Raw genomic sequence first — 24981 nt, 5'->3', positions numbered from 1 at the left:
CCCGTACGAACTGACCTTCGTACCGCCTGCCTGACCTTCGTACCGCCTGCCTGACCTTCGTACCGCCTGCGCGGTCGCCCGGGCCGCCGCTAGGTTCGGGGGCATGCGGACGGGGAGACTGCTCGGCTCGGGGCGTTCGGCGGATGTCTACGAGATCGACGAGGCGTGGGTGCTGCGGCGTGAACGCGGCGACTGGGGCGACGCGACCGCCGAGGCGGAGGTCATGCGGCACGTCCACGCGCACGGCTATCCGGTGCCGGGCGTACGGGCCGCGACCCGCACGGACCTGGTCATGGAGCGGCTGTCGGGGCCGACCATGCTGGAGGCGTTCGGGCAGGGGCTGCTCTCCGCGGCCGAGGCGGGTCTGCTGCTCGCCCGGCTGCTGCGCCGGCTGCACGCGCTGCCCGCCCGGGTCTCCGCCGACCCCGCCGTGCGCGTCCTGCACCTGGACCTGCACCCCGACAACGTGATGCTCACCCCGGACGGCCCGAAGGTCATCGACTGGGCGAACACCGAGGAGGGGCCGCCCGGCCTGGACTGGGCCGTGTCCGCGGTGATCCTCGCCCAGGTCGCCGTCGGCGCCGCGCCCTTCGCCGGCGTGGCGGCCGGGACGCTGGAGGCCCTGCTCGACGGCAACGAGGACCGGACGACCGAGCGGGACCTCGCCGAGGCGCTCCGCCGCCGGGCGGCGAACCCGACGATGAGCGACCACGAGACCGGGCTGCTGGGGGAGGCGGGGGCGCTGGTTCGGGGGGTGCTGGCGGGAGGGGGGTGAGGGCGTGAGGGGGGCGTGACGAGGGGCGCCTCGGGGGCGCGGTGTCAGACCGCCGCGTAGGTCACCGGGTCGGTGCCCGGGACCGCCTCGGCGCGGCCCAGTTTCACCAGGCGGCGTACGTGCGCCTCGGCCTCGGAGACGGCGATGTTCCGTGATCCGTAGGGGATGTCGGCCCAGGGGCGGTTCCACTCCATGCGCTCGGCGATCTGCCAGGTGGTGAGCGGGGCGGCGAGGAGCGTGAGCAGGCCGGTGAGGCGCTCCTCGTGGTGGGCGAGCAGTTCGGTGACGCGGGCGGGCGCGTCGGTGAAGACGTGCTGGTGGGCGGGGAGGACCTCGGCGGGGCCGAGGCGTCCGACGCGCTCCAGGGAGTCCAGGTAGTCGCCGAGCGGGTCGGCGATCTCCGCGAGGCCCTCGTCCCCGCCGGCGTACGGCGGGCGGCCGTGGGTGTCCGGGTCCTCGTAGAGGCCGATGTGCGGGGTGATCCTCGGGAGCAGGTGGTCGCCGGAGAACAGGCGGCCGTTGCCCGGCAGCCGGGCGGGGTGCTCCTCCTCCAGGTGCAGGCAGACATGGCCCGGGGTGTGGCCGGGGGTCCACACGGCACGGAGCCGGCGGCCGGGCAGCGGAAGGAACTCGCCGGGGACGATCTCGCGGTCGGGCAGCGCGGGGGAGAAGCCGGGCAGGGTGCTGGGCCGGTGCGCGGCGGTGGCCGCCTCGCGCAGCGGGGCGATGTGCTCCTCGGGGGCGCCGGACGCCTCCAGCTTGGCGGCCAGGTAGGCGAACCAGCGCTCGGGGCGGTTCTCCCGGGTGCGCCGGACGATCGCCGCGTCGGCCGCGTGCATCGCGATCCAGGCGCCGGACGCCTCGCGGACCCGGCCGGACAGACCGTGGTGGTCGGGGTGGTGGTGGGTGATGATCACGCCGTGGATCTCCGCGACGGACGTGCCGCAGTCGGTCAGCCCCTCGGTGAGGGTGTCCCAGGAGGCGGGGTCGTCCCAGCCGGTGTCGACCAGTACGGGTCCCGCGTCGGTGTCGAGCAGATAGACCAGGGTGTGGCCGAGGGGGTTGTCGGGGATGGGGACCCGGACCGACCGTACGCCTCCGCCGTGATCGCTCACCTGCGCCATGCGCTCCCACCCATCGCCGAGTTCCCGCCACTATAACTAGAACGGGTTCCAATGGGAGCCCAAGTCGACTGTCTCGTCGGCGGTGTTCACCGGTCGGGTCCGCGCCGTGGACTGATGTGACCGGAACTGGTATCAGTTCTCGTATCTGATGAAGCGTCAGAAGTGCTGGCGGTGCGCGTCCTTGGGAGGCAGTCGGCCATGACCGGGCTTGTGGAACACGGACAACTGTTCATCGGCGGGGAGTTGACCGACCCCCTCGGCAAGGACGTCATCGAGGTGATCTCGCCGCACACCGAGGAGGTCATCGGACGGGTGCCGCACGCCTCGGCGGCGGACGTGGACCGGGCGGTCGCCGCTGCCCGCGCCGCGTTCGACGAGGGGCCCTGGCCGCGGATGAGCCTCGGCGAGCGGATCGAGGTCGTCACCCGGATCAAGGACGCGATCGCGCTGCGGCACGAGGAGATCGCCCGCGTCATCTCCTCGGAGAACGGCTCCCCCTACTCGTGGAGCGTCCTCGCGCAGGCCCTCGGCGCGATGATGGTCTGGGACGCGGCGATCACGGTCGCGCGCGGCTTCCCGTACGAGCAGGCGCGCGACGGAGTCCTCGGCAAACTGCTGGTGCGGCGGGAGCCGGTGGGGGTGGTGGCGGCCGTCGTGCCGTGGAACGTCCCGCAGTTCGTGGCGGCGGCCAAGCTCGCGCCCGCCCTGCTGACCGGCTGCGCGGTCGTCCTCAAACCGTCGCCCGAATCGCCCCTGGACGCCTATCTGCTCGGCGAGATCGCCCGCGAGGCCGGGCTGCCCGAGGGGGTGCTGTCGATCCTCCCGGCGGACCGCGAGGTCAGCGAGTACCTAGTCGGACACCCCGGCATCGACAAGGTCTCCTTCACCGGCTCGGTCGCCGCCGGCCGGCGCGTCATGGAGGTCGCCTCACGCCATCTGACGCGCGTGACACTGGAGTTGGGCGGCAAGTCGGCGGCCGTGGTGCTGCCCGACGCGGACCTCGACACGGCGGTCCCGGGGATCGTCTCGGCGGCCTGGATGAACAACGGCCAGGCCTGCGTGGCCCAGACCCGCATCCTCGTACCGCGCTCGCGCTACGACGAGTTCGCGGACGCCTTCGCGACGGCCGCGAACGCGCTGGTCGTCGGCGACCCGCTGGACCCCGCCACCCAGGTCGGCCCGCTCGTCGCCGAACGCCAGCGCCGCCGCAGCCTCGACTACATCCGCGTCGGCCAGGAGGAGGGCGCCAAGCTCCTCGCGGGCGGCGGCCGTCCCGAGGGCCTGGACCGCGGCTGGTACGTGGAGCCGACCCTCTTCGGCGACGTCGACAACTCGATGCGCGTCGCCCGCGAGGAGATCTTCGGCCCGGTCATCTGCCTGCTCCCGTACGGCGACGAGACCGAGGCCGTGAAGATCGCGAATGACTCCGAGTACGGGCTGAGCGGCAGTGTGTGGACCGCCGACGTCGCCCACGGCATCGACATCGCCCGCCGGGTCCGCACCGGCACCTACTCGGTCAACACCTTCAGCCTCGACATGCTCGGCCCCTTCGGCGGTTACAAGAACTCCGGCCTGGGCCGGGAGTTCGGGCCCGAGGGGTACGGGGAGTTCCTGGAGCACAAGATGATCCATCTGCCGGCCGGCTGGGAGGCGTGAGCATGGGCGACCGCTGGCAGGTCGAGGTCGACCGCTCCGTCTGCATCGGCTCCGCCCAGTGCGTCCACCACGCCCCGGACGCCTTCCGCCTCGACACCGCCCGCCAGTCCCACCCCACCGCCCCGGAGACCGACGCGGCCGAACCCGTCCTGGAGGCGGCCGAGGGCTGCCCGGTCGAGGCGATCATGATCACCCTGCTGGGCAGCGGGGAGCCGGTGTTCCCGCCGGAGGAGTAGGGGTGTCCCGCAGTGGGCGGGGCGGCCGGGGGTGGGGGCCGGTGGTGGGGGCCGGGGGTGGCCGGCGAACCGTAGGCTGCCGGCCGCCGACGGGCGTTCTCCTGCCGCCCTGTTGGCGGGCCGTGCCCAGCGCTCCGCCGGCGGGCCGTGCCTGCCGCTCCGCCGCCGGGGCGTGCCCACCGCTCCGCCGGCGGGCCGTGCCTACCGCTCCGCCGGGCCGGTCAGGTCGATCAGGCGGCAGACCGTCTCGATGTCTATCTTCACCTGGGCGATGGAGGCCCGGCCGGAGAGCCAGGTGATCAGGGCCGAGTGCCAGGTGTGCTCGATGACGCGGACCGCGGAGAGCTGGGCCGGGGTCGGGTCGTCGAGGCCCATCGCGTCCAGGATGATCACCGTGGTCTGCCGGGACACCTGGTCGACCTCGGGGCTGACACTGCGGTCGGCGAAGGTGAGCGCGCGGACCATGGCGTCGGCGAGGTGCGGCTCGCGCTGGAGCGCGCGGAACGCCCGCATCAGGGTCTCCGCGACCCGCTCCGCGGCGCTCTCCCCGGCCGGCGGCTTCTTCCGCAGCGTCCCGTGCATGTGCTCCAGCTGGTCCTGCATCGTGGCGACCAGCAGATGCACCTTCGAGGGGAAGTACCGGTACAGCGTGCCGAGGGCGACCTGCGAGGACTCCGCGACCTCCCGCATCTGCACCGCGTCGAAGCCGCCCCGGCTGGCCAGTTGCGCGCTCGCGCGCAGGATGCGGCGGCGGCGCGCCTCCTGCCGCTCGGTGAGTGGGGGAGAGGCCGGGCGGGTGGTGATGTGCGGGACGGAGTGCGCGGAGGGTTGCCCCGCCACGCCCGGGGACGCGGCGGACGCGGCGCCGCCCGGCGAGCGTCGCGCGTTCGGGGACGCGGCGGGCGTGCCGGTGGCCGGCGGGTGTTCCGTGTTCGGGGGCGCGGCGGGCTCGCCGGATTCCGGCGCCGGTCGCGCGTTCTTCGAGTCCGCCTTGGCTTCCGCAGACATGGGTCCGTTCCGTGACATCGGCTAGGGAGCGAGGAGTCGGTACGGCGGGGCCGTCCGCCGTACCGCGGACCGGTCGACCCCGCCGCGCGGTCGTGGCGTGAATCACCTGATCCACCGCTCACAGTGGCGCTACCTGCCGGTAGATTCAATGCTCCTTGAACGATCAAGTCTGAAACTTGTTCTAGATTAGCGTCCCGGCGTAATCTCGCGGGACAGTGCAGGGAGAAGGGGGCCGGAAGTGACCGCTGAGGCCATGGAGGCGGGCCCCGGGAAGGACGCGGCGGCCGACGGGGACCGACCCCTGAACATCGCGCTCCTCACCTACAAGGGAAACCCGTTCTGCGGCGGCCAGGGTGTGTACGTACGGCACCTCTCGCGCGAGCTGGCCCGGCTCGGGCACCGGGTCGAGGTCATCGGCTCGCAGCCCTACCCCGTCCTCGACGAGGGCCTGCCCGGCCTGACCCTCACCGAGCTGCCCAGCCTCGACCTCTACCGCCAGCCCGACCCCTTCCGCACCCCCGGACGCGGCGAGTACCGGGACTGGGTCGACGCCTTGGAAGTCGGCACCATGTGGACCGGCGGCTTCCCCGAGCCGCTCACCTTCTCGCTGCGCGCCCGCCGCCATCTGCGGTCCCGGCAGGGCGAGTTCGACGTGGTCCACGACAACCAGACGCTCGGCTACGGCCTGTTGGGGGACGTCGGCGCCCCGCTGGTGACGACCATCCACCATCCCATCACCGTGGACCGGCAGTTGGAGCTGGACGCCGCCGAGGGCTGGAAGCGCCGCGCGTCCGTCCGCCGCTGGTACGCCTTCACCCGGATGCAGAAGCGCGTCGCGCGCCGGCTGCCCTCGGTGCTCACCGTCTCCGGCACCTCCCGCCAGGAGATCGTCGAGCACCTGCGGGTCGAGCGGGACCGTATCCACGTCGTCCACATCGGCGCGGACACCGACCTTTTCTCGCCGGACCCCGCCGTGCCGCAGGTGCCCGGCCGGATCGTCACCACCTCCAGCGCCGACGTGCCGCTCAAGGGCCTGGTCTTCCTGGTCGAGGCGCTCGCGAAGGTGCGGACCGAACACCCCGGCGCCCATCTCGTCGTCGTCGGCCGGCGAGCCGAGGACGGCCCGGTCGCGCAGGCCATCGAGCGCTACGGTCTCGACGGCGCCGTGGAGTTCGTCAAGGGCATCTCCGACGCCGAACTCGTGGACCTCGTCCGGTCGGCCGAAGTCGCCTGTGTGCCCTCCCTGTACGAGGGGTTCTCGCTGCCCGCCGCCGAGGCGATGGCCACCGGGACGCCCCTGGTGGCCACGACCGGCGGCGCGATCCCGGAGGTCGCGGGCCCGGACGGCGAGACGTGCCTCGCGGTGCCGCCGGGCGACTCGGGCGCCCTCGGGACCGCGCTGAGCCGGCTCCTCGGCGACGCGCCGCTGCGCCGGCGGCTCGGTGCCGCCGGGCGGGCGCGGGTCCTGGAGCGCTTCACCTGGGCCAAGGCCGCCGAGGGCACCGTGGCCCACTACCGCGCGGCCATGGCCCGCTCCGCGCCCCGGCCCCCGGCCCGCCGGACGAGGCCCACGGGCACCGCCCCGGCCGCCGTGGGCACCGCCCCGGCTGCCGCTGCCGCTGCCACCGCCCCGGCCGCCGTGAGCACCGCCCCGGACGCGGGGTCCGGCCCCGCCGGCGCGCCGGAACAGACCTCCGCCACCGAACCCGTAGCAGCCAATCGCGAAAGCAGGGCCACGTGCTGACCGTCGACTTCTCCCGGTTCCCGCTCGCCCCGGGCGACCGCGTCCTGGACCTCGGATGCGGGGCCGGCCGGCACGCGTTCGAGTGCTACCGGCGCGGCGCGCAGGTCGTGGCGCTGGATCAGAACGGGGAGGAGATCCGCGAGGTCGCGAAGTGGTTCGCGGCGATGAAGGAGGCCGGGGAGGCGCCCGCCGGGGCGACCGCGACGGCCATGGAGGGCGACGCGCTGCGGCTGCCCTTCCCCGACGAGTCGTTCGACGTCGTCATCATCTCCGAGGTCATGGAGCACATCCCGGACGACAAGGGCGTCCTCGCCGAGATGGTCCGCGTCCTCAAGCCCGGCGGCCGGATCGCCATCACCGTGCCCCGCTACGGCCCGGAGAAGGTCTGCTGGTCGCTGTCCGACGCCTACCACGAGGTCGAGGGCGGCCACATCCGCATCTACAAGGCGGACGAACTCCTCGGCAAGATCCGCGAGGCGGGACTGCGGCCGTACGGCTCCCACCACGCGCACGCCCTGCACTCGCCGTACTGGTGGATCAAGTGCGCGTTCGGCGTCGACAACGACAAGGCGCTGCCGGTCCGGGCGTACCACAAGCTGCTGGTCTGGGACATCATGAAGAAACCGCTGGCCACCCGGATCGCCGAGCAGGCGCTGAACCCGCTGATCGGCAAGAGCTTCGTGGCCTACGCGACCAAGCCCCACCTGCCGCGCCTGGCCGCCGCCACGGACCCCGGCGCGACGGACGCCGGGGCCGCGGGCTCCGGCGCGACCACCCCCGAGGCGGACGCCACGTGACCACTCCCCGGACAGAACACCTCGTCCTGCCCGGGGTCCTCACCGCGGAGGAGGCCGCCGTCACCGTGCGCGGGATTCTCGCGGTGCAGCGCCCCGACGGAGCCATCCCGTGGTTCCGCGGCCACCACCTCGACCCCTGGGACCACACCGAGGCCGCCATGGCGCTCGACGCGGCCGGCGAACACGAGGCCGCCGAACGCGCCTACACGTGGCTGGCCCGGCACCAGAACGGCGACGGCTCCTGGTACGCGGCCTACGCCGACGGGAACTTCGACCAGGTCACCGACCGCGGCCGGGAGACCAACTTCTGCGCCTACATCGCGGTCGGCGTCTGGCACCACTACCTCGCCACCGGCGACGACGTGTTCCTGGACCGCATGTGGCCCGCCGTCTACGCGGCCGTCGAGTTCGTGCTGCGGCTCCAGCAGCCCGGCGGACAGATCGGCTGGAAGCGCGAGGACGACGGCACGGCCGTCGACGACGCGCTGCTGACCGGGAGTTCGTCCATCCACCACGCGCTGCGCTGCGCGCTGGCCATCGCCGAGCAGCGCGAAGAGCCGCAGCCCGACTGGGAGTTGGCGGCCGGCGCGCTGCGCCACGCGATCCGCCGCCACCCGGAGCGGTTCCTCGACAAGGACCGCTACTCCATGGACTGGTACTACCCGGTACTGGGCGGGGCGTTGACCGGCGCGGAGGCCAAGTCCCGTATCGAGGAGGGCTGGGAGCGCTTCGTGGTGCCCGGTTTCGGGGTGCGCTGCGTGGTCCCCAACCCGTGGGTGACCGGCGGCGAGTCGGCCGAACTCGCCCTCGCCCTGTGGGCGGTGGGCGAGTCCGACCGCGCCCTGGAGATCCTGCAGTCCATCCAGCACCTGCGCGATCCGGAGACCGGCCTGTACTGGACGGGGTACGTCTACGAGGACCGGGCCGTGTGGCCCGAGGAACTCACCACCTGGACGGCGGGTTCCCTGCTGCTGGCCGTCGCCGCGCTGGGCGGCGACGAGGCCACCTGTGCCGTCTTCAGCGGTGAGCGTCTGCCGGCCGGCCTGGACCCCGACTGCTGCACCCGGGCCTGACCCGCGGGCCAGGCCCGGGCCCGGTCAGTGCCGGTGCATGCGGTTCGCTATGGCGTGCCCGATGAACAGGTAGACCACGGCGGCGAGTCCGTAACCGGCGACCACGCGGGCCCACTGCTCGTCGAAGGTGAACAGGTCACGTGACCAGCCGGCCAGCCAGCTTGCCACGTTGTGGATGAACTGCACGAGGTCGTTGCCACGATTGGCGTCGAGCAGATACATCAGAATCCAGAGACCGAGGATGACGGCCATGACATCCGCGACGATCGCGATGACCGTCCCCGCGGAGTTCGAGCCGTTGCGATATCGAGGGGACATGACCAGCGTGTTGCCCGGCCGGGCCGGATGAAACCCGAACGGCTTCGGTCAAGTGGCGCACCTGTGCGAACCGGGTGAGGCTGCCGTGCAGAGCCGTGTTCCCCCGGGACCGGGGAGACGCGGCGGACCAGGGAGAACCGTTCCCCCCACCCGGAGGATCCCGTGCCCGTACCCATACGGCGTCTGTTCGTGGCGCTCACCCTCTGCTGTGCCCTGATCGGCGGCGCCACCGCCTGCGGCAGCGGCGGCACGTCCGCGCAGCAGAACACCGCGGCCGTCGTCCCCGAGGCGGCCACGCCCAGCCCGTCGACCTCCGCCGAGAAGCAGAAGTTCGCCAAGACCCGCTTCGTGGCGAACGCGGGGCTCGCGGCCGGCGCGACGTACCAGTGGATCGTCAAGCCCTACAAGGCGGGCAAGTTCAAGAAGGGCGCGAAGGGGCGCAAGGTCGCCCTCGTCAAGGCCGCGCTCGCCGGCACCTTCGCGTACAACCGGCTCAAGGCCGCCTCGAAGAACGCCAAGGGCGATCCGGCGCTCGCCAAGGCCGTCGCCCCGCTGACCGCGGGCATCGACGCCCTGAAGGGCCTGCCCGCCAAGCTCCGCAAGGGCGATTCCACCGACTCCGTCGCGAACTCCTTTGACGACATCATCAGCAAGGTGAAGGACGCGGGTAAGGGCGCGGGCGCCGAGGTCAAGGACAAGGTGCCGTCGGCCTCGCAGCTCAGCGGGGGCTGACCGCACCGGACGGCGGGAGCGCGTCGGGATGTCGGCCGCCGCGCTCCCGCCGCGCCCTGCGCCCTGCCCGCCCTCCCTTTCGCCGCTACGAGTTGAGTTCGGCGAGTACGCGCAGCGTGTGCCGGTCGGGGGACAGGAGCAGCAGGTCGGTCACCGGCCCCTTGCGCCAGGACTCCAGCCGTTCCGCGATGCGTTCTCGGGGGCCGACGAGCGAGATCTCGTCCGCGAAGGCGTCCGGCACCGCCCGTACGGCCTCCTCGCGGCGCCCTTCGAGGAACAGCCGCTGGACCGCGCGGGCCTCCTCCTCGAACCCCATCCGGGCCATCAGGTCGGCGTGGAAGTTGCGGGCCGCGTGCCCCATGCCGCCGATGTAGAAGCCGAGCATCGCCTTGACCGGCAGCAGCCCCTCGGACACGTCGTCGCAGACCCGCGCGTGGGCCATCGGCGCCACCATGAAGTCCTCGGGCATTTCGCCGAGCGCCGTCCCGTAGGCCTGCGGCCGGTCCGGCGCCCAGTACAGCGGCAGCCAGCCGTCCGCGATGCGGATCGTCTGCGCGACGTTCTTCGGGCCCTCGGCACCGAGCAGCACGGGCAGATCGGCGCGCAGCGGATGCGTGATCGGCTTCAGCGCCTTGCCGAGCCCCGAGCCGTCCGGGCCCCGGTACGGGTGCGGGTGGAAGCGGCCGTCCAGCTCCACCGGGCCCTCGCGGCGCAGGACCTGCCGTACGACATCCACGTACTCCCGGGTCGCGGTCAGCGGGGACGACGGGAACGGCCGCCCGTACCAGCCCTCCACGACCTGCGGCCCCGACAGGCCGAGCCCGAGCATCACGCGCCCGCCGGACAGATGGTCGAGGGTGAGCGCGTGCATCGCGGTGGTCGTGGGGGAGCGGGCGGCCATCTGCGCGATCGCCGTGCCGAGCCGGATGCGGGAGGTTCGCGCGGCGATCCAGGTGAGCGGCGTGAACGCGTCCGAGCCCCATGACTCGGCGGTCCACACCGAGTCGTAGCCGAGCCGCTCCGCCTCCTGGGCGAGCGGCACATGGTCCGCCGAGGGGCCGCGGCCCCAGTAGCCGAGCGCGAGACCGAGCCGCATGGCGCCTCCACAGCAGCGATTCTGACGAGCCGTCAGTTCACGAGGACGCTGCGACTGTACGACAACGGCCCCCCGCCGGAAAGGGCGAGGGGCCGGAGCCGAGGGCGGGCGGGGTCAGCCGCGCTGGATCCCCGAGGTGTCCTGGAGGACACCACGACGGCCGTCCTGCGTCTGCGCCACCAGCGCGGCGCCACGCTGCTCGACGGCCAAGTACCAGGTACCCGGGGCGAGTTCGGCGATCGGCGACGGGGCGCCGTCCTCCGCGAACAGCGGCCGGGCGACCGGCACGGCGAACCAGAACGGGGAGAAGTCCTGCGCGGGCTGCGGCGCCGGGGTGGACGACTGCGGCTGCGGCTGGCTCGGCTGCCCGCCGAACGGCTGGCCCGCCTGCGCCGGCTGGGCACCGTACGGCTGCCCGGGCTGCTGCGCCCCCGGGTACCCGTAACCACCCTGCGGCTGACCGCCGTAAGGCTGGGGAGTGGCGGGCTTGGGGGCGCCGATCAGGGCGGCCTGGAGGGCGGGGACGAGGGGCGTGGCCACGGCGGCGCCCGCCAGGATCAGGGCGGCGATGAAGCCGAGGATGAGACCGGCGGCGGCGCTGAGCCGGTCCGGAACGTCCACCAGCGTCCAGAACAGGGCCCAGGCGACGAGGACCGTGAAGGCCACCCCGACCGTCCCCAGGTCGAGTCCGGCGACCTTGCGCGGCTGCGGCAGGCAACGGTTGACGATGATCAGGGCGGCACCGATGACACCGCCGATGTAGATGCCGAGGCCTTCGCCGAGACTGTCCCACGCGGTCTGGTCCACGTTGAAACCGGATACGGAGTAGAGCTTCAGGAACGACGCGATGAACAGCAATACCGCTGCTCCGATCACCACGCCGTCGCCTCGAGTGAGGGAGCGGATATTCACTTCAGGTCCTTCGTCAGTCGTCTCGTCATCGGTGGAGGCATCGCTGTTCGCCGAGTCGCCGTCATGGTGTCGCCGTCGGGTCCCGGTGTGCAGCGCGGGGGCGGCCCCTCATCGTAGGGACGACACTATCGCCCGTCCGAGCTGGGTGTCCGCCGGGTCCGTCGCGTCGATCACTACCCGTGCAGGAAGCTCACGATTCCCTCAGAGATCCCCCGTGCCGCCTTCTGTCGCCAGGCGCCACTGGTCAGCAGCGCGGCATCCTTGCTATCGCGCATGTTGCCGCACTCGATGAAGACCTTCGGAACCGTTGACAGATTGAGACCGCCGAGGTCGGTCCGTACGTCGAGACCGGTGCCATGACCGATGTAGTTCGAGGGGGCGCTGCCCGTCTCGCGGACGAACAGGCCGGCGATGCGTTCGCCCAGCTCGCGGGAGGGGGCGACGATCGGGCGGGTGTCTGCGCCGCCCGCGTGCACGGAGCCCGGCAGGATCACGTGGAAGCCGCGGTTGCCGGCCGCCGAGCCGTCGGCGTGCACCGAGACGACCGCGTCCGCGTGCGCCTTGTTGCCGATACGGGCCCGCTCGTCGACGCAGGGGCCGAAGGGGCGGTCGCCGTCCTGGGTCAACTTCACGGTGGCGCCCTCGTGTTCGAGGATGGTCCGCATGCGGTTCGCCACGTCGAGGGTGAAGATGGCTTCCGCGTAACCGGCGTTGGTGGACGTGCCGGTGGTGTCGCATTCCTTGCGGTTCGTACCGATGTCGACCTTGCGGTTGATCTCGGAGGTGTGCTGGAAGTTGCCCGGGTTGTGCCCCGGGTCGATGACGATGACCTTCCCCTTGAGGGGCCCGGACCCGGCGGGCTTGGCGCCGGGGGCGGAGGCGGAGGGCGACGGCTTCGGGGAGGTACCGGTTTTCCCCGGTTTCCCCGATTTCCCCGGTGTTCCGGGTTTCCCGTCGTCCTGGGCCGACCCCGCGGCGGAGGGGGCGCCGGAGCCGGGGGCCGAGGAGGAGACGGCGGGCGCGGCCCGGTCGGACCCGCCACCCGAGTCGTTCCCCACGGCCAGCCACACCAGCCAGCCGGCCAGCGCGCCGGGGACGAGCGCGGCGACGGCGACGGTGAGGGGGCCGCGCCGAAAACGCCGCGGCTGGGGCGGATCGAAGTCAGGACCTACGTACGACACGTCAGCCACCCTAGCGGGCGCCCACCGCGTCCACGGGGCCCGCGCCGACGCGAGGCGTACCGGTCCGGAGCCACGGGCCGGTGCCGCCGCTCTCCGCTCAGGGGGCGTGTACCGGCCGTACGGGCGGCAGGCACCGGGCGTTGGTTCAGCGCAGGGCCTCGATGGCTTTCACGACGAGGGCGCGGGCCTCTGCTCCGTAGACCGCCATGGAGCGCAGGCGTTCGAAGGCTTTCAGGTACTGGGCGACCTCGGCTGGTTGGGTCACGTTTACCTCCGCCGATACAAGCTCCACGGACACCAGCTTGTCGTCGTAAACGTGAAAGGTCTCTTCAGGCCAGTGGGTCCGTCTGGTCGCTGCCGGGATGACGCCGAGGGAGACCGGAGGCAGGGCGCCTGCCGTGAGGAGGTAGCCGAGCTGGGCGGCCATGGCGTCGGGGGCGGCGATCTGGCAGTGCAGCACCGACTCCTCAACGACAACCGCCAATCGACGCCCCTGCTCGTGGATGACGCGGGACCGTTCCGTCCTGGCGTGCGCCGCTTCCACGCTGTCGTCGACGGGCAGATCGTGGATCGTGGCGGCCATGCCCAGAACGGCGCGCGCGTACCCCTCTGTCTGAAGCAGGCCAGGGACAAGGCTTGAGGAGTAGATGCGGAAGCACTGCGTCTTCCGGAAGTTGGTCGCACGGGTCTCCTGGATGCGCCGGAGCCCGGAGCGGACCTGGTCGCGCCATTGCCGGTACAGGGATTCGGCGTTGACGGACTGGATGACGAGGTCCTGCGCCCGGTCCTCGGCCCCGGTGGCGGTGCACCACCGGCGAATGTCCGTTGCCGAGGGACCGGTGAGCGCGTTCTCGATGCGTGAGGTCTTGGAGTAGTGCCAGCCGCACGCGGCAGCCAATTCCACGACCGTCAGGCCGGCTTCCTTGCGGAGGTCGCGCAGGCTGTCGGCGACGGTCTGGCGTGCGGCCTGGGCGGAGGAGGAAGGCGAGGCGGGCATGGACTGGCTGCCGGTGCTTTCTGTTCAGCGGATCGTGTACTGGTCGTGCGGAATGGCCCTGTCCCAGACGGCGCCGAATGCCTCGGAACACAGTTTTGCTGCGGCCGGGTCTTCGGAGACTTCGTGCCCGACGATAGCGCCGTCGCCTGAGAAGTAGCCCCAGCGGATCACCTGGTTGTCGAACAGCCAGAAGTCGTTGCCGGGCAGCGCGATGTCCGAGGCGCGTCGGCGGGGAAGCCAGCGCACCTCTTCCCCCGCCTGCAGGTTGACGACCGTTGAGGCGTGCTCGTAGCGGATGTAGTCGGTGACCGGTTCGGACACGATGCGCGCCCGTCGTACGGAGACGCCCCGCCCGACAGTCTGCGAGACGAGAGCGACCCAGGGGGCCCACTCCGACGAGCCGGGGTCCGTGTCGAGGCGCCCGGTGTCGAGCCAGACTTGGAAGTCCTTGGCTTCCGCGGCTGTCCCGTACCGATCCCGCATTTCCAGATGGACGGCGGACCGCGAGCAGCTGCGCATCAGTTCAGCGATCGTCGGTTCGCTCGACGGCATCGCATGCCTCCCTGATCATCGCCGCCATCCTCGCGGGGATACGGATCACCGCTTCGTCCTTGGGGATGCCGACAGCGTGGCCGGGGACCTCGAAGGTGGCGCACTCCGCTTCGAGTTCGGGACCTGGCTTCCAGCCCTGGAGGACGAGTTCGTTCGCCTCTTGGTCGACCCAGACGGTGGGCGAGTCTGCTGCCTTCGTATCGGGGTCGATTCCGATGAACCGTAGCGACATGGTGTTCTCCGTCCTCGGGATGTGCAGTCCTTTGCTCAACCGTCACGCGGTCACGCCCCGCCAGTCAAGGGCGTGAATTCGACAACTCCCTTGATAGGAGCGTCATTCTGCAAACAACTGCACATCGCTGGGCCCTGGCTCGCCCCGCCTCCTAACGTCGTCACCAAGTGACTTTCCAAGGAGCTGCTCCAGCACCCCCACCTCGTGTCCGAGCAGCCCTCGCCGACGGAGGCGTATGGATGATGACTACTCAGGAACCGCCCGTCACCCTCGGCCTGCCGCTCGAGGCGCCCAGGCCCGTTCCGGGCTGTGGGGTCTGTCGGGCCCTCGCGCGTCAGCGAGTTCAGGCCGTGCGGGACGGTGATCTGTCCCGGGCGACGGACTGCAGCGTCGAGTTGCGCAACCACCCCCACGGGGACGGGACGCCATGACAGGCACCCGCCGGGAGCGGCGCGACCACGCGGGCGACTCGAGCCGTCCGCAGCGTGTGTCGCTCGCCGGCGAGAGCAGCCCCTCGCGGACGGCGTACCGCGCGCTCCTCGACCACGGCTCGGCCTGTCCCGCCTGCCGCGCCAACCAGCCCTGCGCGCCCGCGCGGACCCTGCACAGAGCCTGGCGTGAGGCCGGGCGTGACGCCGGACGGGACGGGGGGCGAGGGTCGGGGCGGTCTACCGGGGTGTGACGGGCCGGGCCGTCAGATCCCCGCCCCCGTCCGCCGCAGCACCCGCAGGGAGTCCGTCGCGGTCGTTTCCGTGAACGCGCCCGATTCCAGGGCCCGGAGGTACACCCGGTACGGGGCCTGGCCGGTGAACTCGTCCACGGGGTCGGGAAAGACGTCGTGGATGACGAGGAGGCCGCCCTCGGCTACATGGGGGGCCCAGCCCTCGTAGTCGCCCGTCGCGTGTTCGTCGGTGTGGCCGCCGTCGATGAAGACCAGCCCGAGCGGCGAGCGCCAGAACGCCGCGATCTGCGGGGAGCGGCCGACCAGCGCGACCACGTGGTCCTCCAGGCCCGCCCGGTGCAGCGTCCGCCGGAACGTGGGCAGCGTGTCCATGCGCCCGATCTCCGGGTCCACCGTCGACGGGTCGTGGTACTCCCAGCCCGGCTGCTGCTCCTCGCTGCCCCGGTGGTGGTCCACCGTGAGCGCGGTCACGCCCGTCTGCCGCGCCGCGTCGGCGAGCAGGATCGTCGAGCGCCCGCAGTACGTGCCGACCTCCAGGAGCGGCAGCCCGAGCCGCCCCGCCGCCAAGGCTGCCTCGTGCAGCGCGAGCCCCTCGGCCGTCGGCATGAACCCCTTCGCGGCCTCGAAGGCGGCGAGGATCTCGGGCTTGGGGGCCGCGGGCATGGGGTCTCCTCCATCGGAGCGGACAGCGTCAACGGTGCGCCCGCCGCGCGCACTGCGCCAGGGCGGGACGACCCATCGTGCACCACACCCCCGCCGCGGACACGACGGGGGTGTGGGATCACCAGGGCAGGCCGGTACGGGACAGGTACCGGTACAGGGCAGGCACCGGCACAGGGCAGGCACCGGCACAGGGCAGCCACCGGCACAGGGCAGCCACCGGCACAGGCAGGCACCGGTACAGGACAGGCGCTGGCACAGGGCAGGCACCGGATCAGGGGAGACGCCGGCTCGGGAGGCGAGCCGGTTCAGGAGAGACGCCGCCTCAGGCGGTGACGTCCGCGTTCTCGGCGGGCAGCGGCAGGTCGAGGTGGACCGGCAGCTCGTCGCCCGCGTGGGTCGCCGACGAGGCGAGCGGACCGTGGCCCGCGGCCCGGGCGGCGAGCACGTACGCGCCCCGCTCCGGCACGGCGAGCGCGTAGCCCCCGTCCTCGCCGGAGAGCGTGGCGCCCGCCTGCCGGCCCCGCCGGTCGATCAGCGTGACCTTGGCGCGCGCGACCGGATCGCCGGACGCGTTCAGGACCCGGCCGCGGAAACCGCCGAGCACCTCGTGCGCCCGCTCCAGCGCCGCGTCCTCCTCGCTGCTCGCGCGCAGCTGCGGCGCGGACGCCTGCCGCTGGCGGGGCAGGAAGAGCGCCATCACCAGGCCGACCGCCACGGCCCCCGTGGCGATCATGAACGACACCCGGAAGCCGTGCATGGTCGGGATCGCGACGCCGCCGACGTGGTTCGCCGTGTTGGCCAGCACCATGCCGATGACCGCGCTCGACACGGACGTGCCGATGGACCGCATCAGGGTGTTCAGGCCGTTCGCCGCGCCCGTCTCCGACGCCGGGACGGAGCCGATGATCAGGGCGGGCAGCGAGGAGTAGGCCAGGCCGATGCCCGCGCCCAGGACCACCGCGATGACCAGGGACTGCCACGCGGCGTTCATCAGGCCGAGGCCCGCGCCGTAGCCGATCCCGATGATCACCATGCCGATGATCAGGGTGACCTTGGGTCCGTACTTCGCCGACAGCCGCGCGTACACCGGCGCCGTGACCATCATCGTCAGGCCGAGCGGCATCACCAGCAGACCCGCGCTCACCATCGACTGGCCGAGGCCGTAGCCGGTGGCCTTCGGGAGCTGGAGGAGCTGCGGCAGGACCAGCGAGACGACGTAGAAGGAGACGCCGACCATGATCGAGGCGAGGTTGGTGAAGAGGACGGCCGGGCGGGCCGTGGTGCGCAGGTCGACCAGCGGGGCCTGGATACGCAGCTCCATCACGCCCCACAGCAGCAGGACGGCGACGGACGCGCCGAACAGGCCGAGCGTGGTGGGCGAGGTCCAGCCCCAGTCGCTGCCCTTGGTGATCGGCAGCAGGAAGAGCACGAGCCCGGCGGACAGGCCTATCGCGCCCAGCACGTCGAACGTGCCCTGGGCCCGCATCGGGGACTCCGGGACGACGAGCAGGGTCAGGACGATGGAGAGGACGCCGAGGCCGGCGGCGCCGTAGAAGAGGGCGTGCCAGTCGGCGTGCTGTGCGACGAGGGCCGCCGCGGGCAGCGCGAGACCGCCGCCGACGCCGATCGACGAACTCATCAGCGCCATCGCGGAGCCGAGCTTCTCGCGCGGGAGCATGTCGCGCATCAGGCCGATGCCCAGCGGGATCGCGCCCATCGCGAAGCCCTGGAGCGAACGTCCCACGATCATCGGCAGCAGCGCGCTGGTCAGGGCGCTGACCAGCGCGCCGACGACCATGATGGCCAGGCTGGTCAGCAGCATCCGCCGCTTGCCGAACAGGTCGCCGAGGCGGCCCATGATCGGGGTGGCGACGGCGCCCGAGAGCAGGGTCGAGGTCAGGACCCAGGTGGCGTTGCTGGGCGCGGTTCCCAGCAGGGCCGGCAGGTCCTTGATGACCGGCACGAGCAGGGTCTGCATCACCGCGACAACGATGCCCGCGAACGCGAGCACCGGCACGGTCGCGCCGCTCGGCCTCCGCGCGGGCTGGTCGGTCGTCGTCTGCGTCATTGCGTGGGGCCTCCAGGCCGTAAGCGTGAGAAAGCGAGCACTCGCCGGATCGGCCCACTGGCAAGCGGGCCCGGACGGGCGGCCCACCCCGGGGAGTGGGCCACTCACACGAGTGGCCCACTCCGGAGAGCGGACCCTGTGTGCGATACGTGCAAGGGGAACCCGGTGCGCCCAGGCAACTATTCCGGCGCTTTGGCGTGCCGACGAAATCTTGACCGTTCCATGAGGATCTGACCCGCCATCAGGCCTACCGTCGAACTGGAACGTGTTCTAGTCTGGCGCGGATCCGCGCACCCTGCCTGCCACGAGACCAGGAGCGCCGCTGCCATGAGCGCCAAGAGGGCCAGGACCGGCGTGCCCGCCGGGAAGTCGTATGTCGCCGGGGTCGGGATGACCCGCTTCGAGAAGCCCGGGTCCCGGGACCGGGCGTACTGGGACATGGTCCGGGAGGCCGGTTCCGCCGCTCTCGCGGACGCGGGGATCGCGTACGGCGAGGTGGAACAGGTCCCCGTCGGCCACTGCCTCCAGCCCTCCACCGCCGGCCAGCGCGCCGCCTACGAACTCGGCCTGACCGGTGTGCCCGTGTACAACGTGAACAACAACTGCGCGACCGGCGCGAGCGCGCTGATGCTCGCGCGGCAGCTGGTCGAGGGCGGTATCGCGGACTGCGTCCTCGCGCTGGGCTTCGAGAAGATGAAGCGGGGCGCCCTCGGCTCGGGCGCCGACGGCGGTGACTTCGCCACCTCGCCCGTCGCCCGGCACTACGGGATCATGGCGGCCCGGCACGGCTTCGAGACGACCCCGCCCACCGCGCAGATCTTCGGCGACGCGGCCCGTGAGCACATGGAGCGGTACGGCACCACGGAGGCCCAGCTCGCCGCCGTCGGCGCCAAGAACCACCGGCACTCGGCGAACAATCCCTACGCCCAGTTCCAGGACGTGTACTCCGTCGACCAGATCCTCGCCGCCCCGGTCGTGCACCGGCCGCTGACCAGGCTCCAGTGCTCGCCCACCTCCGACGGGGCGGCGGCAGCGGTCGTCGTCTCCGAGAGGTTCGCCGACCGCCACGGTCTCGGGGACCGGGCCGTCGAGATCCTCGCCCAGGCGATGACCACCGACACCGAGGAGTCCTTCGCCTCCGGCTCCTGCGTCGACGTCGTCGGCCTGCCGATGTCCCGCGAGGCCGCACGCCAGGTCTACGAGCGCTCCGGACTCGGCATCGAGGACGTGGACGTCGTGGAGCTGCACGACTGCTTCTCCGTCAACGAACTGCTCACCTACGAGGCGCTCGGCATGTGCGAGGAGGGCGCGTCCGGCAAGCTCGTCGAGTCCGGCGCGACCACGTACGGCGGGCGCTGGGTGGTGAACCCCTCGGGCGGCCTGATCTCCAAGGGGCATCCACTGGGCGCGACCGGCATCGCCCAAGTGGCCGAGCTGGTCTGGCAGTTGCGTGGCGAGGCGGCGGCCCGCCAGGTACCGGGCGCACGGGTCGGCCTGGCCCACAACATCGGCCTCGGCGGCGCGGCCGTGGTCACCCTGCTGCGCGGGACGGCCTGAACCGGGGCACCGCACCGGGCGGTGCGGTGCGCCGGGGCGGGCGTGAGCAGGGGGGCGTTGGCGTTGCGTACGGGAGCCCGCGCCGGGCCGCGGGGAGTCCGCATCGGGCCGCGCACGGGGGCCCGCGCCGGGCCGTACAGGCTCCGACACGGCCTAGGTCCGGTGGCTTACGACCGGGTGCGTCGAAATCCCGATGCCAGGAGCGTTCGCGGGTTGAGAGCATGACACCCATGCTCCGAGCCGCTGAAGACACCCGAAGATCCGCGCCGGTCGCGCCGCCCACCTGGCTGGTGGTCGCGCTCGCCTGCGCGGGACAGTTCCTCGTCGTCCTCGACGTGTCCGTCGTCAACGTGGCGCTGCCGTCCATGCGGGCCGACCTGGGGCTGAGCGCACCGGGGCTGCAGTGGGTGGTGAACGCCTACTCGATCGCCTTCGCCGGGTTCATGCTGCTCGGCGGCCGGGCCGGCGACCTGTACGGCCGCAAGCGGATGTTCCTGGTCGGGCTCGCCCTGTTCACGCTCGCCTCGGCCGGCGGAGGCCTGGCGCAGGAGGGCCCGCAGCTCCTGGTGGCACGGGCCGTGCAGGGGCTCGGGGCCGCCGTGCTCGCGCCCTCGACGCTGACGATCCTGACGTCCGCCGTCCCGGCCGGCGCCGCACGGGCGCGGGCCATCGCGACCTGGACGGCGGTCGGCGCCGGGGGCGGCGCGGCGGGCGGACTCGTCGGCGGGCTGCTGGTCGACGGGCTGTCCTGGCGCTGGGTCCTGCTCATCAACGTGCCCGTCGGCGCCGTCGTCCTGGCCGGCGCGGCCCGCTGGCTGGTGGAGAGCCGGGCCGGGAACGGGCGCCGCCTGGACCTGCCGGGCGCCCTCCTGGTGACCGCCGGACTCGCCACCCTCGCCTACGGGATCGTCCAGACGGAGGCCGAGGGCTGGGCGTCGGCCGCGACGCTGGTGCCGCTCCTCACCGGACTCGCCCTGATCGGGGCGTTCCTGGCCGTCGAGGCACGGACCAAGGCGCCGCTGATGCCCCTGGCCCTGCTGCGGGTGCGGTCGGTGGCCTCGGCGAACGCGGCGATGCTCGTCAGCGGCTCGGCCATGTTCTGCATGTGGTTCTTCATGACCCTCTACGCGCAGAACGTCCTCGGCTACTCGCCGCTGGGCGCGGGCCTCGCGCTGATGCCCAGCTCGCTCGCGGTGGTCCTCGGCTCCAAGGTGGCGCCCCGGATCATGCCGTTGATCGGGCCGCGCACGGTCGCCGTCCTCGGCACCCTGCTGGCCGCCGCCGGCTTCGGCTGGCAGTCCACGATGACGGCGGACGGCACCTATGTCACCGCGATCATGCTGCCGGGCATCGTCATGATGGCCGGCGCGGGCCTCGCCGGGACCCCCCTCGCCGCCCTCGCCACCTCCGGCGCCACACCGCAGGACGCGGGCCTGGTGTCGGGGCTGATCAACACCTCACGGGTGATGGGCGGTTCGCTCGGCCTCGCCGTCATGTCCACCATCGCGGCGGCCCGCACGGCCGGTGACCCCTCCGCCGGTGCCCTCACCGCCGGCTACGCCCTGGCCTTCCGCACCAGCGCCGTCCTCCTGCTGGCGGGCGCGGCCCTGATGCTCGTATGGCTGCCGCCGAGGACGTCCCGGGAATAGCGTCCGGGGAATGACGTCCCGGGAATGATGTCCCGGGAATGGCCTCTCGGGAATGACGTCCCGGAAATGAGGCAACGCGATCGGGCCCCCGTGGACTCCTTCACGCATCGAGGAGGTGTTCATGGGGGATCGGAAGCAGTCCCGGGACGAGGAGTTCCACCGGTTCGTCCTCGGCCGATGGCCACGGCTGACGCGTACGGCGTTTCTCCTGACCGGCGAGCAGCACGCCGCCGAGGACCTGGTCCAGACGACGCTGGAGCAGGTCTACGTCGCCTGGCGCAAGGTCGCCGCGGCGGACGAACCGGAGGCGTACGTACGCCGCGTGATGATCAACGCGCACGCGCGCAGACACCGCAGACGACTCAAGGAGTTCCTGGCGCCCCGGGACGACTCGGGCCTGACCCACGAGGTCCCCGACCGAGGGGACCCGATCGGGCGGGCCGACGACCGCGGCGCCCTGCTCACCGCGCTCGCCCAACTGCCCCCACGGCAGCGGGAGGCGGTCGTCCTGCGCTACTGGGAGGACCTGAGCGAGATCCAGACGGCCGCCGCGATGGGCTGCTCGGTGGGCGCGGTGAAGAGCAACACGGCCAAGGGCATCGCGAAACTCCGGGCCGTACCCGGCCTGGCCGACGTGACGACGTACGGAGGGCGGGCGTGATGGGCGCGGAAGGGCGGACGGACCACGACACGGCGGCGGACCAGGGCATCGCCCGGCTGCTCGCCGAGGCGGCCGACGGGGTGCGGATCGGCGCCGTCCCCTACCGGGAACTGGTGCGCGGCGGACGCCGGCGCAGGGCCCGCCGGTGGGCGCTGGCCGCGGCGGCGGCCCTCGTCGTCGCCGGTTCCACCGGCGTGCTGGCGTCGGCCGGCGGCGCGGGCGGCGAAGGGCGCCGGGTGGTGCCCGCCGCGACCACCCCGGCACCCCCGGACTACCGGCAGGCGGACAAGGCGCGGAGCACGGCCGTGGCGCGCGGGACCGACCACACGGGGGCCTGGACCGTGGAGGCCCTGGTGTGGGAACCGCCGCGGAACGCCGCGGAGGCGCGCGCCCAGTTGACGACCATGAAGGGGTACGGACTCGCCCCCGCCGGCGTCCACACCCCCGCGGACCTGGTCGGCAAGGGCTGGTACTACGGCCGGCTGATGCGGGACGGCGGGACGGCGCTGACCTTCGTGAACGCGCCGGAGGAGAAGGGCGGCGCACCGGCCGCCGGGCAGGTCGAGGCCGCCGCGACCCTGCTCGACCCGGATGCCGGGGGCGGCTCCCGGCGGCTCCTCGTCGGCCGGGTCGCCCCGACCGTACGGGAGGTCACCTGCACCTGGGCCGACGGCACGAAGGTCAGGGCAGCGCCCGCCGCACCCGGCACGGGCCTCGTCGGCGACTTCGAGGACCTGATCCGTCCGGTGGAGGGCTCACGGGCGAACTGGTTCACCTGCGTGGCACCGGCCGGCGCGGACTACCGCTCGGGGGAGGCGCGGGTGACCAAGGAGGGGGCGGGGGAGTAGGGGGGCAGCGGGCCCACCGGAGACCCAGCGGGCCAGCGGGCCAGCGGAGACCCAGCGGGCCAGCGGGCCCACCGGAGACCCAGCGGGCCAGCGGGCCCTTCGGAGACCCAGCGGGTCGGCGGGCCCTTCGGAGACCCAGCGGGTCGGCGGGCCCTCCGGATACCCAGCGGGCCGGCGGGCCCTCCGGATACCCAACGGGTCGGCCGGGCAACGGCGTTGCCTCTTACAGCCACCCCTGTTGGCGGGCCTCGCGCATCGCCTCCATGCGGTTGCGGGTGCCCGTCTTGCCGATGGCGGAGGAGAGATAGTTGCGGACCGTGGACTCCGAGAGGTGGACGCGGGCGGCGATGTCCGCGACCGTCGCACCGTCCGCCGACGCCTTCAGGACGTCGCACTCGCGCGGGGTGAGCGGACTGGGCCCGGCGCTCAGCGCGGCGGCGGCGAGCGCCGGGTCGATCACCGTCTCCCCGGTCAGCACCCGGCGGACCGCCTGCGCCAGTTCCTCCACCGGTCCGTCCTTGACGAGGAACCCGGCGGCGCCCGCCTCCATGGCCCGCCGCAGATAGCCGGGGCGGCCGAACGTGGTGAGGATCAGCACCCGGCAGTCCGGCACCTGTTCGCGCAGCGCGGCGGCGGCGTCGAGCCCGCTCATGCCCGGCAACTCGATGTCCAGCAGCGCCACGTCGGGCCGGCTGACGAGCGCGGTGTCCACGATCTCGTCGCCCGCCGAGAGCTGCGCGACCACCTCGATGTCCGCCTCCATCCCGAGCAGCAGGGCCAGCGCCCCGCGCATCATTCCCTGGTCCTCGGCGAGCAGCACACGGATGGACTTGGCGGGGCGGTGGTCCCGGGGCATCTCGTTCACGGGCCAAGGGTAGGCGCCGGACACGCCTACCGGCCCGGTCACCGCCCCCTCGCCACTCGGGGTTTCCCCCGGCGAGGCCGGGCCCCGGCGCAGGGCTCCTGGCCGTCCCCGGGTCCGGCACCGCCGTATCCCTGCGGCGCGACCGGCGCGACCGGCGCGACCGGCGCGACCGGCGCGACCGGCGCGACCGGGGTGCGTACCGGCGTCCCTCGCGGGGCCCGAGCCGGTCCCCGCCCCCCGGCGCCCCGGGGCACACCCCCGCCCTACCCCGCTATCCCCGTCAAGTCCGCCGCCCCCACCGGCAGTTCCGCTCTCACTCGGAAGCCGCCGCGTGGGGTGCGGCCCGCCTCCAGGGAGCCGCCCGCCGCCGCCAGACGTTCGGTGAGGCCCTTCAGGCCGGTGCCGGTGGTGCCGGTGGTGCCGGTGGTGCCGGTGGTGTCGTCCGTGCCCGGGTGGGGGCCGGCCGTCCCGGTCTCGGTGCCGTTGTCCGTGACGGTCAGGCGGACCAGGTCCGGGGTGCCGTCGACGGTGATCTCGCAGCGCGTCGCGTCGCTGTGGCGCACGATGTTGGTGACGGCCTCACGCAGCACCCAGCCGAGCAGCGCCTCGGTCTGCGGCACGAGCGGCGGCCCCGACCGCCGGACGACCGGTTCCACCTCGGCCGCCGACAGCGCCGAGCGGGCGCGGTCCAGCTCGGTGGCGAGGCTGCCCTCCCGGTAACCGGTCACCGCCTCGCGGATCTCGGTGAGCGCCTGCCGGCCCACCGACTCGATGTCCGTGACCTGCACGAGCGCCGCGTCCAGGTCGCGCGGGGCCAGCCGGCGGGCCGCCTCCGACTTGACCACGATCACGGACAGCGTGTGCCCGAGCAGATCGTGCAGGTCCCGGGAGAAACGCATCCGCTCCTTCTCGACCGCCTGCCGCGCCAACTCCTCCCGCGCCGCCCGCAGTTCCCGCACCGCCTCGGAGAGGGAGAGGATCGCGGCGGTCACCATCGTCGACAGGAACGTGCCGTACGCGACGTTCAGCGCGCCCCAGCCGGCCTGGAAGGCGGACACCACCGCGGCGAGCACGGTCAGGGCGAGGCCCGCCTTGCCGAGCCACGGACCGCGCAGCACCGCCCCGGTCGCCAGCCCGAGCAGCGGGAAGAAGTACAGCCAGCTCCCGCCGTAGCCGATGGCGAGCCCGCAGGTGATCACGCCCATCACGACGAGCGCCGCCCGGGTCGAGACCGACTCCCGCTTGTCCTTCACGAACGCCCGGAACGTGACGTAGATGTACAGCGAGTTGAAGAGGAACAGGCCAAGACCGCCGATCCAGGGGCTGGGGGTCTTGCCCTGGAGCAGGTTGGAGAAGGAGCCGAGGCCCATCAGCAGCCAGGGCAGCAGCGAGAACCCGGTGGGCGGCGGGCCCGCGTCCTCGGGCACCTTCCCGCCGCCGCGGCGCGCCGCCCGCCGGTCGGCCTTGAACCGCTCCATGTCGGCCTTCCAGACGGCTCGCTCCGCACGCCACGCCCGCACCTGGCAGGCGAGACCTCTCGTCCAGGACATGTTCC

At 72.8% G+C, this 24981-nt stretch carries 24 protein-coding genes; 11 read left to right on the top strand and 13 right to left on the bottom strand.

The features are described 5' to 3' along the window. Positions 1–103: 103 nt before the first annotated feature. Positions 104–775 carry a phosphotransferase gene (locus AB0912_RS12665; RefSeq protein ID WP_366698645.1) on the top strand — a complete coding sequence of 224 codons (672 nt, stop codon included), beginning with the start codon at positions 104–106 and terminating at the stop codon, positions 773–775. A gap of 44 nt (positions 776–819) precedes the next feature. Here AB0912_RS12665 and AB0912_RS12660 read toward each other — a convergent pair whose 3' ends face one another. Beyond that, positions 820–1899 carry an MBL fold metallo-hydrolase gene (locus tag AB0912_RS12660; protein WP_366698643.1) on the bottom strand — a complete coding sequence of 360 codons (1080 nt, stop codon included), beginning with the start codon at positions 1897–1899 and terminating at the stop codon, positions 820–822. A gap of 198 nt (positions 1900–2097) precedes the next feature. Between AB0912_RS12660 and AB0912_RS12655 the strand changes: the two genes are divergently transcribed. Next, the gene (locus tag AB0912_RS12655; RefSeq protein WP_366698641.1) at positions 2098–3555 is read left to right on the top strand and encodes an aldehyde dehydrogenase; all 1458 of its coding nucleotides are present in this window, start codon (positions 2098–2100) and stop codon (positions 3553–3555) included. Between the two features lie 2 nt (positions 3556–3557). Continuing rightward, a complete protein-coding gene (locus AB0912_RS12650) occupies positions 3558–3791 on the top strand; it encodes a ferredoxin (RefSeq protein WP_366698821.1) in 234 nt (77 codons plus the stop codon). Between the two features lie 201 nt (positions 3792–3992). Here AB0912_RS12650 and AB0912_RS12645 read toward each other — a convergent pair whose 3' ends face one another. After that, entirely contained in the window at positions 3993–4631 is a 639-nt protein-coding gene (locus AB0912_RS12645) for a TetR family transcriptional regulator (protein ID WP_366698819.1), read from the bottom strand. A gap of 406 nt (positions 4632–5037) precedes the next feature. Here AB0912_RS12645 and AB0912_RS12640 point away from each other — a divergent pair, with 406 nt between their 5' ends. Genes AB0912_RS12640 through AB0912_RS12630 form a run of 3 tightly spaced genes read left to right on the top strand, consistent with a single transcriptional unit; the run spans position 5038 to position 8413 of the window. Then, entirely contained in the window at positions 5038–6543 is a 1506-nt protein-coding gene (locus AB0912_RS12640) for a glycosyltransferase family 4 protein (RefSeq protein WP_366698639.1), read from the top strand. Continuing rightward, entirely contained in the window at positions 6537–7340 is an 804-nt protein-coding gene (locus tag AB0912_RS12635) for a class I SAM-dependent methyltransferase (protein ID WP_366698637.1), read from the top strand. Before AB0912_RS12640 ends, AB0912_RS12635 begins: the two co-directional genes overlap by 7 nt. Then, the gene (locus AB0912_RS12630; RefSeq protein ID WP_366698635.1) at positions 7337–8413 is read left to right on the top strand and encodes a prenyltransferase; all 1077 of its coding nucleotides are present in this window, start codon (positions 7337–7339) and stop codon (positions 8411–8413) included. The genes AB0912_RS12635 and AB0912_RS12630 overlap by 4 nt, the downstream gene beginning before the upstream one ends. A gap of 24 nt (positions 8414–8437) precedes the next feature. Here AB0912_RS12630 and AB0912_RS12625 read toward each other — a convergent pair whose 3' ends face one another. Next, positions 8438–8731, bottom strand: coding sequence for a hypothetical protein (locus tag AB0912_RS12625; protein ID WP_266613361.1), 294 nt, complete (start codon positions 8729–8731; stop codon positions 8438–8440). Between the two features lie 162 nt (positions 8732–8893). On the opposite strand from AB0912_RS12625, the gene AB0912_RS12620 reads away from it, so the two are divergent. Beyond that, positions 8894–9463, top strand: a complete 570-nt coding sequence (locus tag AB0912_RS12620) for a hypothetical protein (protein ID WP_366698633.1) — start codon at positions 8894–8896, stop codon at positions 9461–9463. Between the two features lie 85 nt (positions 9464–9548). Here the strand turns inward: AB0912_RS12620 and AB0912_RS12615 are convergent, their stop codons facing one another. The 8 genes from AB0912_RS12615 to AB0912_RS12580 form a co-directional block, all read right to left on the bottom strand. Further along, on the bottom strand, positions 9549–10559 hold the full coding sequence (locus AB0912_RS12615; RefSeq protein WP_366698631.1) for an LLM class F420-dependent oxidoreductase: 1011 nt from the start codon (positions 10557–10559) through the stop codon (positions 9549–9551). A gap of 114 nt (positions 10560–10673) precedes the next feature. Beyond that, positions 10674–11438: a hypothetical protein gene (locus tag AB0912_RS12610; protein WP_366698629.1), complete on the bottom strand. Its 765-nt coding sequence runs from the start codon at positions 11436–11438 to the stop codon at positions 10674–10676. A 206-nt stretch (positions 11439–11644) separates the two neighbouring features. Further along, positions 11645–12652, bottom strand: coding sequence for an N-acetylmuramoyl-L-alanine amidase (locus AB0912_RS12605; protein ID WP_366698627.1), 1008 nt, complete (start codon positions 12650–12652; stop codon positions 11645–11647). A gap of 145 nt (positions 12653–12797) precedes the next feature. Then, entirely contained in the window at positions 12798–13649 is an 852-nt protein-coding gene (locus AB0912_RS12600) for a helix-turn-helix transcriptional regulator (protein WP_366698625.1), read from the bottom strand. Between the two features lie 24 nt (positions 13650–13673). Next, a complete protein-coding gene (locus AB0912_RS12595; protein WP_366698623.1) occupies positions 13674–14201 on the bottom strand; it encodes a DUF6879 family protein in 528 nt (175 codons plus the stop codon). After that, positions 14173–14433 (bottom strand): hypothetical protein, encoded by a 261-nt coding sequence (locus AB0912_RS12590; protein WP_366698621.1) that lies wholly within the window; start codon positions 14431–14433, stop codon positions 14173–14175. The genes AB0912_RS12595 and AB0912_RS12590 overlap by 29 nt, the downstream gene beginning before the upstream one ends. Positions 14434–15127: 694 nt before the next feature. Further along, positions 15128–15778, bottom strand: coding sequence for a class I SAM-dependent methyltransferase (locus AB0912_RS12585; RefSeq protein ID WP_366698619.1), 651 nt, complete (start codon positions 15776–15778; stop codon positions 15128–15130). A 322-nt stretch (positions 15779–16100) separates the two neighbouring features. After that, positions 16101–17846: an MFS transporter gene (locus tag AB0912_RS12580; RefSeq protein WP_366698617.1), complete on the bottom strand. Its 1746-nt coding sequence runs from the start codon at positions 17844–17846 to the stop codon at positions 16101–16103. 327 nt (positions 17847–18173) lie between these two features. Here AB0912_RS12580 and AB0912_RS12575 point away from each other — a divergent pair, with 327 nt between their 5' ends. The 4 genes from AB0912_RS12575 to AB0912_RS12560 all read left to right on the top strand — a co-directional run bounded on the left by AB0912_RS12575 (position 18174) and on the right by AB0912_RS12560 (position 22561). Then, positions 18174–19403, top strand: coding sequence for a lipid-transfer protein (locus AB0912_RS12575; RefSeq protein WP_366698615.1), 1230 nt, complete (start codon positions 18174–18176; stop codon positions 19401–19403). Positions 19404–19624: 221 nt separating this feature from the next. Further along, the gene (locus AB0912_RS12570) at positions 19625–21052 is read left to right on the top strand and encodes a DHA2 family efflux MFS transporter permease subunit (RefSeq protein WP_366698613.1); all 1428 of its coding nucleotides are present in this window, start codon (positions 19625–19627) and stop codon (positions 21050–21052) included. Between the two features lie 121 nt (positions 21053–21173). Beyond that, positions 21174–21713 (top strand): SigE family RNA polymerase sigma factor, encoded by a 540-nt coding sequence (locus AB0912_RS12565; RefSeq protein ID WP_366698611.1) that lies wholly within the window; start codon positions 21174–21176, stop codon positions 21711–21713. After that, positions 21713–22561, top strand: a complete 849-nt coding sequence (locus tag AB0912_RS12560) for a hypothetical protein (protein ID WP_366698609.1) — start codon at positions 21713–21715, stop codon at positions 22559–22561. The genes AB0912_RS12565 and AB0912_RS12560 overlap by 1 nt, the downstream gene beginning before the upstream one ends. A gap of 223 nt (positions 22562–22784) precedes the next feature. On the opposite strand, the gene AB0912_RS12555 is transcribed toward AB0912_RS12560, so the two are convergent. Both AB0912_RS12555 and AB0912_RS12550 read right to left on the bottom strand, forming a co-directional pair. Continuing rightward, positions 22785–23417, bottom strand: a complete 633-nt coding sequence (locus AB0912_RS12555) for a response regulator transcription factor (RefSeq protein WP_366698817.1) — start codon at positions 23415–23417, stop codon at positions 22785–22787. Between the two features lie 272 nt (positions 23418–23689). After that, entirely contained in the window at positions 23690–24976 is a 1287-nt protein-coding gene (locus tag AB0912_RS12550) for a sensor histidine kinase (RefSeq protein WP_366698607.1), read from the bottom strand. Positions 24977–24981: the final 5 nt, after the last annotated feature.

The sequence above is a fragment of the Streptomyces sp. NPDC007084 genome, from assembly GCF_040703595.1.
In the GTDB taxonomy this organism is placed as follows: domain Bacteria; phylum Actinomycetota; class Actinomycetes; order Streptomycetales; family Streptomycetaceae; genus Streptomyces.
This window is presented reverse-complemented; position numbering and strand designations above follow the sequence as displayed.

Excerpts from the sequence above, each read along its gene's own strand:
- AB0912_RS12665 (WP_366698645.1), top strand. The coding sequence starts at position 104 with ATGCGGACGGGGAGACTGCTCGGCTCGGGGCGTTCGGCGGATGTCTAC.
- AB0912_RS12625 (WP_266613361.1), bottom strand. The coding sequence starts at position 8,731 with ATGTCCCCTCGATATCGCAACGGCTCGAACTCCGCGGGGACGGTCATC.
- AB0912_RS12615 (WP_366698631.1), bottom strand. The coding sequence starts at position 10,559 with ATGCGGCTCGGTCTCGCGCTCGGCTACTGGGGCCGCGGCCCCTCGGCG.
- AB0912_RS12560 (WP_366698609.1), top strand. The coding sequence starts at position 21,713 with ATGGGCGCGGAAGGGCGGACGGACCACGACACGGCGGCGGACCAGGGC.
- AB0912_RS12660 (WP_366698643.1), bottom strand. The coding sequence starts at position 1,899 with ATGGCGCAGGTGAGCGATCACGGCGGAGGCGTACGGTCGGTCCGGGTC.
- AB0912_RS12575 (WP_366698615.1), top strand. The coding sequence starts at position 18,174 with ATGAGCGCCAAGAGGGCCAGGACCGGCGTGCCCGCCGGGAAGTCGTAT.
- AB0912_RS12655 (WP_366698641.1), top strand. The coding sequence starts at position 2,098 with ATGACCGGGCTTGTGGAACACGGACAACTGTTCATCGGCGGGGAGTTG.
- AB0912_RS12580 (WP_366698617.1), bottom strand. The coding sequence starts at position 17,846 with ATGACGCAGACGACGACCGACCAGCCCGCGCGGAGGCCGAGCGGCGCG.
- AB0912_RS12555 (WP_366698817.1), bottom strand. The coding sequence starts at position 23,417 with ATGCCCCGGGACCACCGCCCCGCCAAGTCCATCCGTGTGCTGCTCGCC.
- AB0912_RS12595 (WP_366698623.1), bottom strand. The coding sequence starts at position 14,201 with ATGCCGTCGAGCGAACCGACGATCGCTGAACTGATGCGCAGCTGCTCG.
- AB0912_RS12565 (WP_366698611.1), top strand. The coding sequence starts at position 21,174 with ATGGGGGATCGGAAGCAGTCCCGGGACGAGGAGTTCCACCGGTTCGTC.
- AB0912_RS12550 (WP_366698607.1), bottom strand. The coding sequence starts at position 24,976 with ATGTCCTGGACGAGAGGTCTCGCCTGCCAGGTGCGGGCGTGGCGTGCG.
- AB0912_RS12570 (WP_366698613.1), top strand. The coding sequence starts at position 19,625 with ATGACACCCATGCTCCGAGCCGCTGAAGACACCCGAAGATCCGCGCCG.
- AB0912_RS12585 (WP_366698619.1), bottom strand. The coding sequence starts at position 15,778 with ATGCCCGCGGCCCCCAAGCCCGAGATCCTCGCCGCCTTCGAGGCCGCG.
- AB0912_RS12600 (WP_366698625.1), bottom strand. The coding sequence starts at position 13,649 with ATGCCCGCCTCGCCTTCCTCCTCCGCCCAGGCCGCACGCCAGACCGTC.
- AB0912_RS12650 (WP_366698821.1), top strand. The coding sequence starts at position 3,558 with ATGGGCGACCGCTGGCAGGTCGAGGTCGACCGCTCCGTCTGCATCGGC.
- AB0912_RS12590 (WP_366698621.1), bottom strand. The coding sequence starts at position 14,433 with ATGTCGCTACGGTTCATCGGAATCGACCCCGATACGAAGGCAGCAGAC.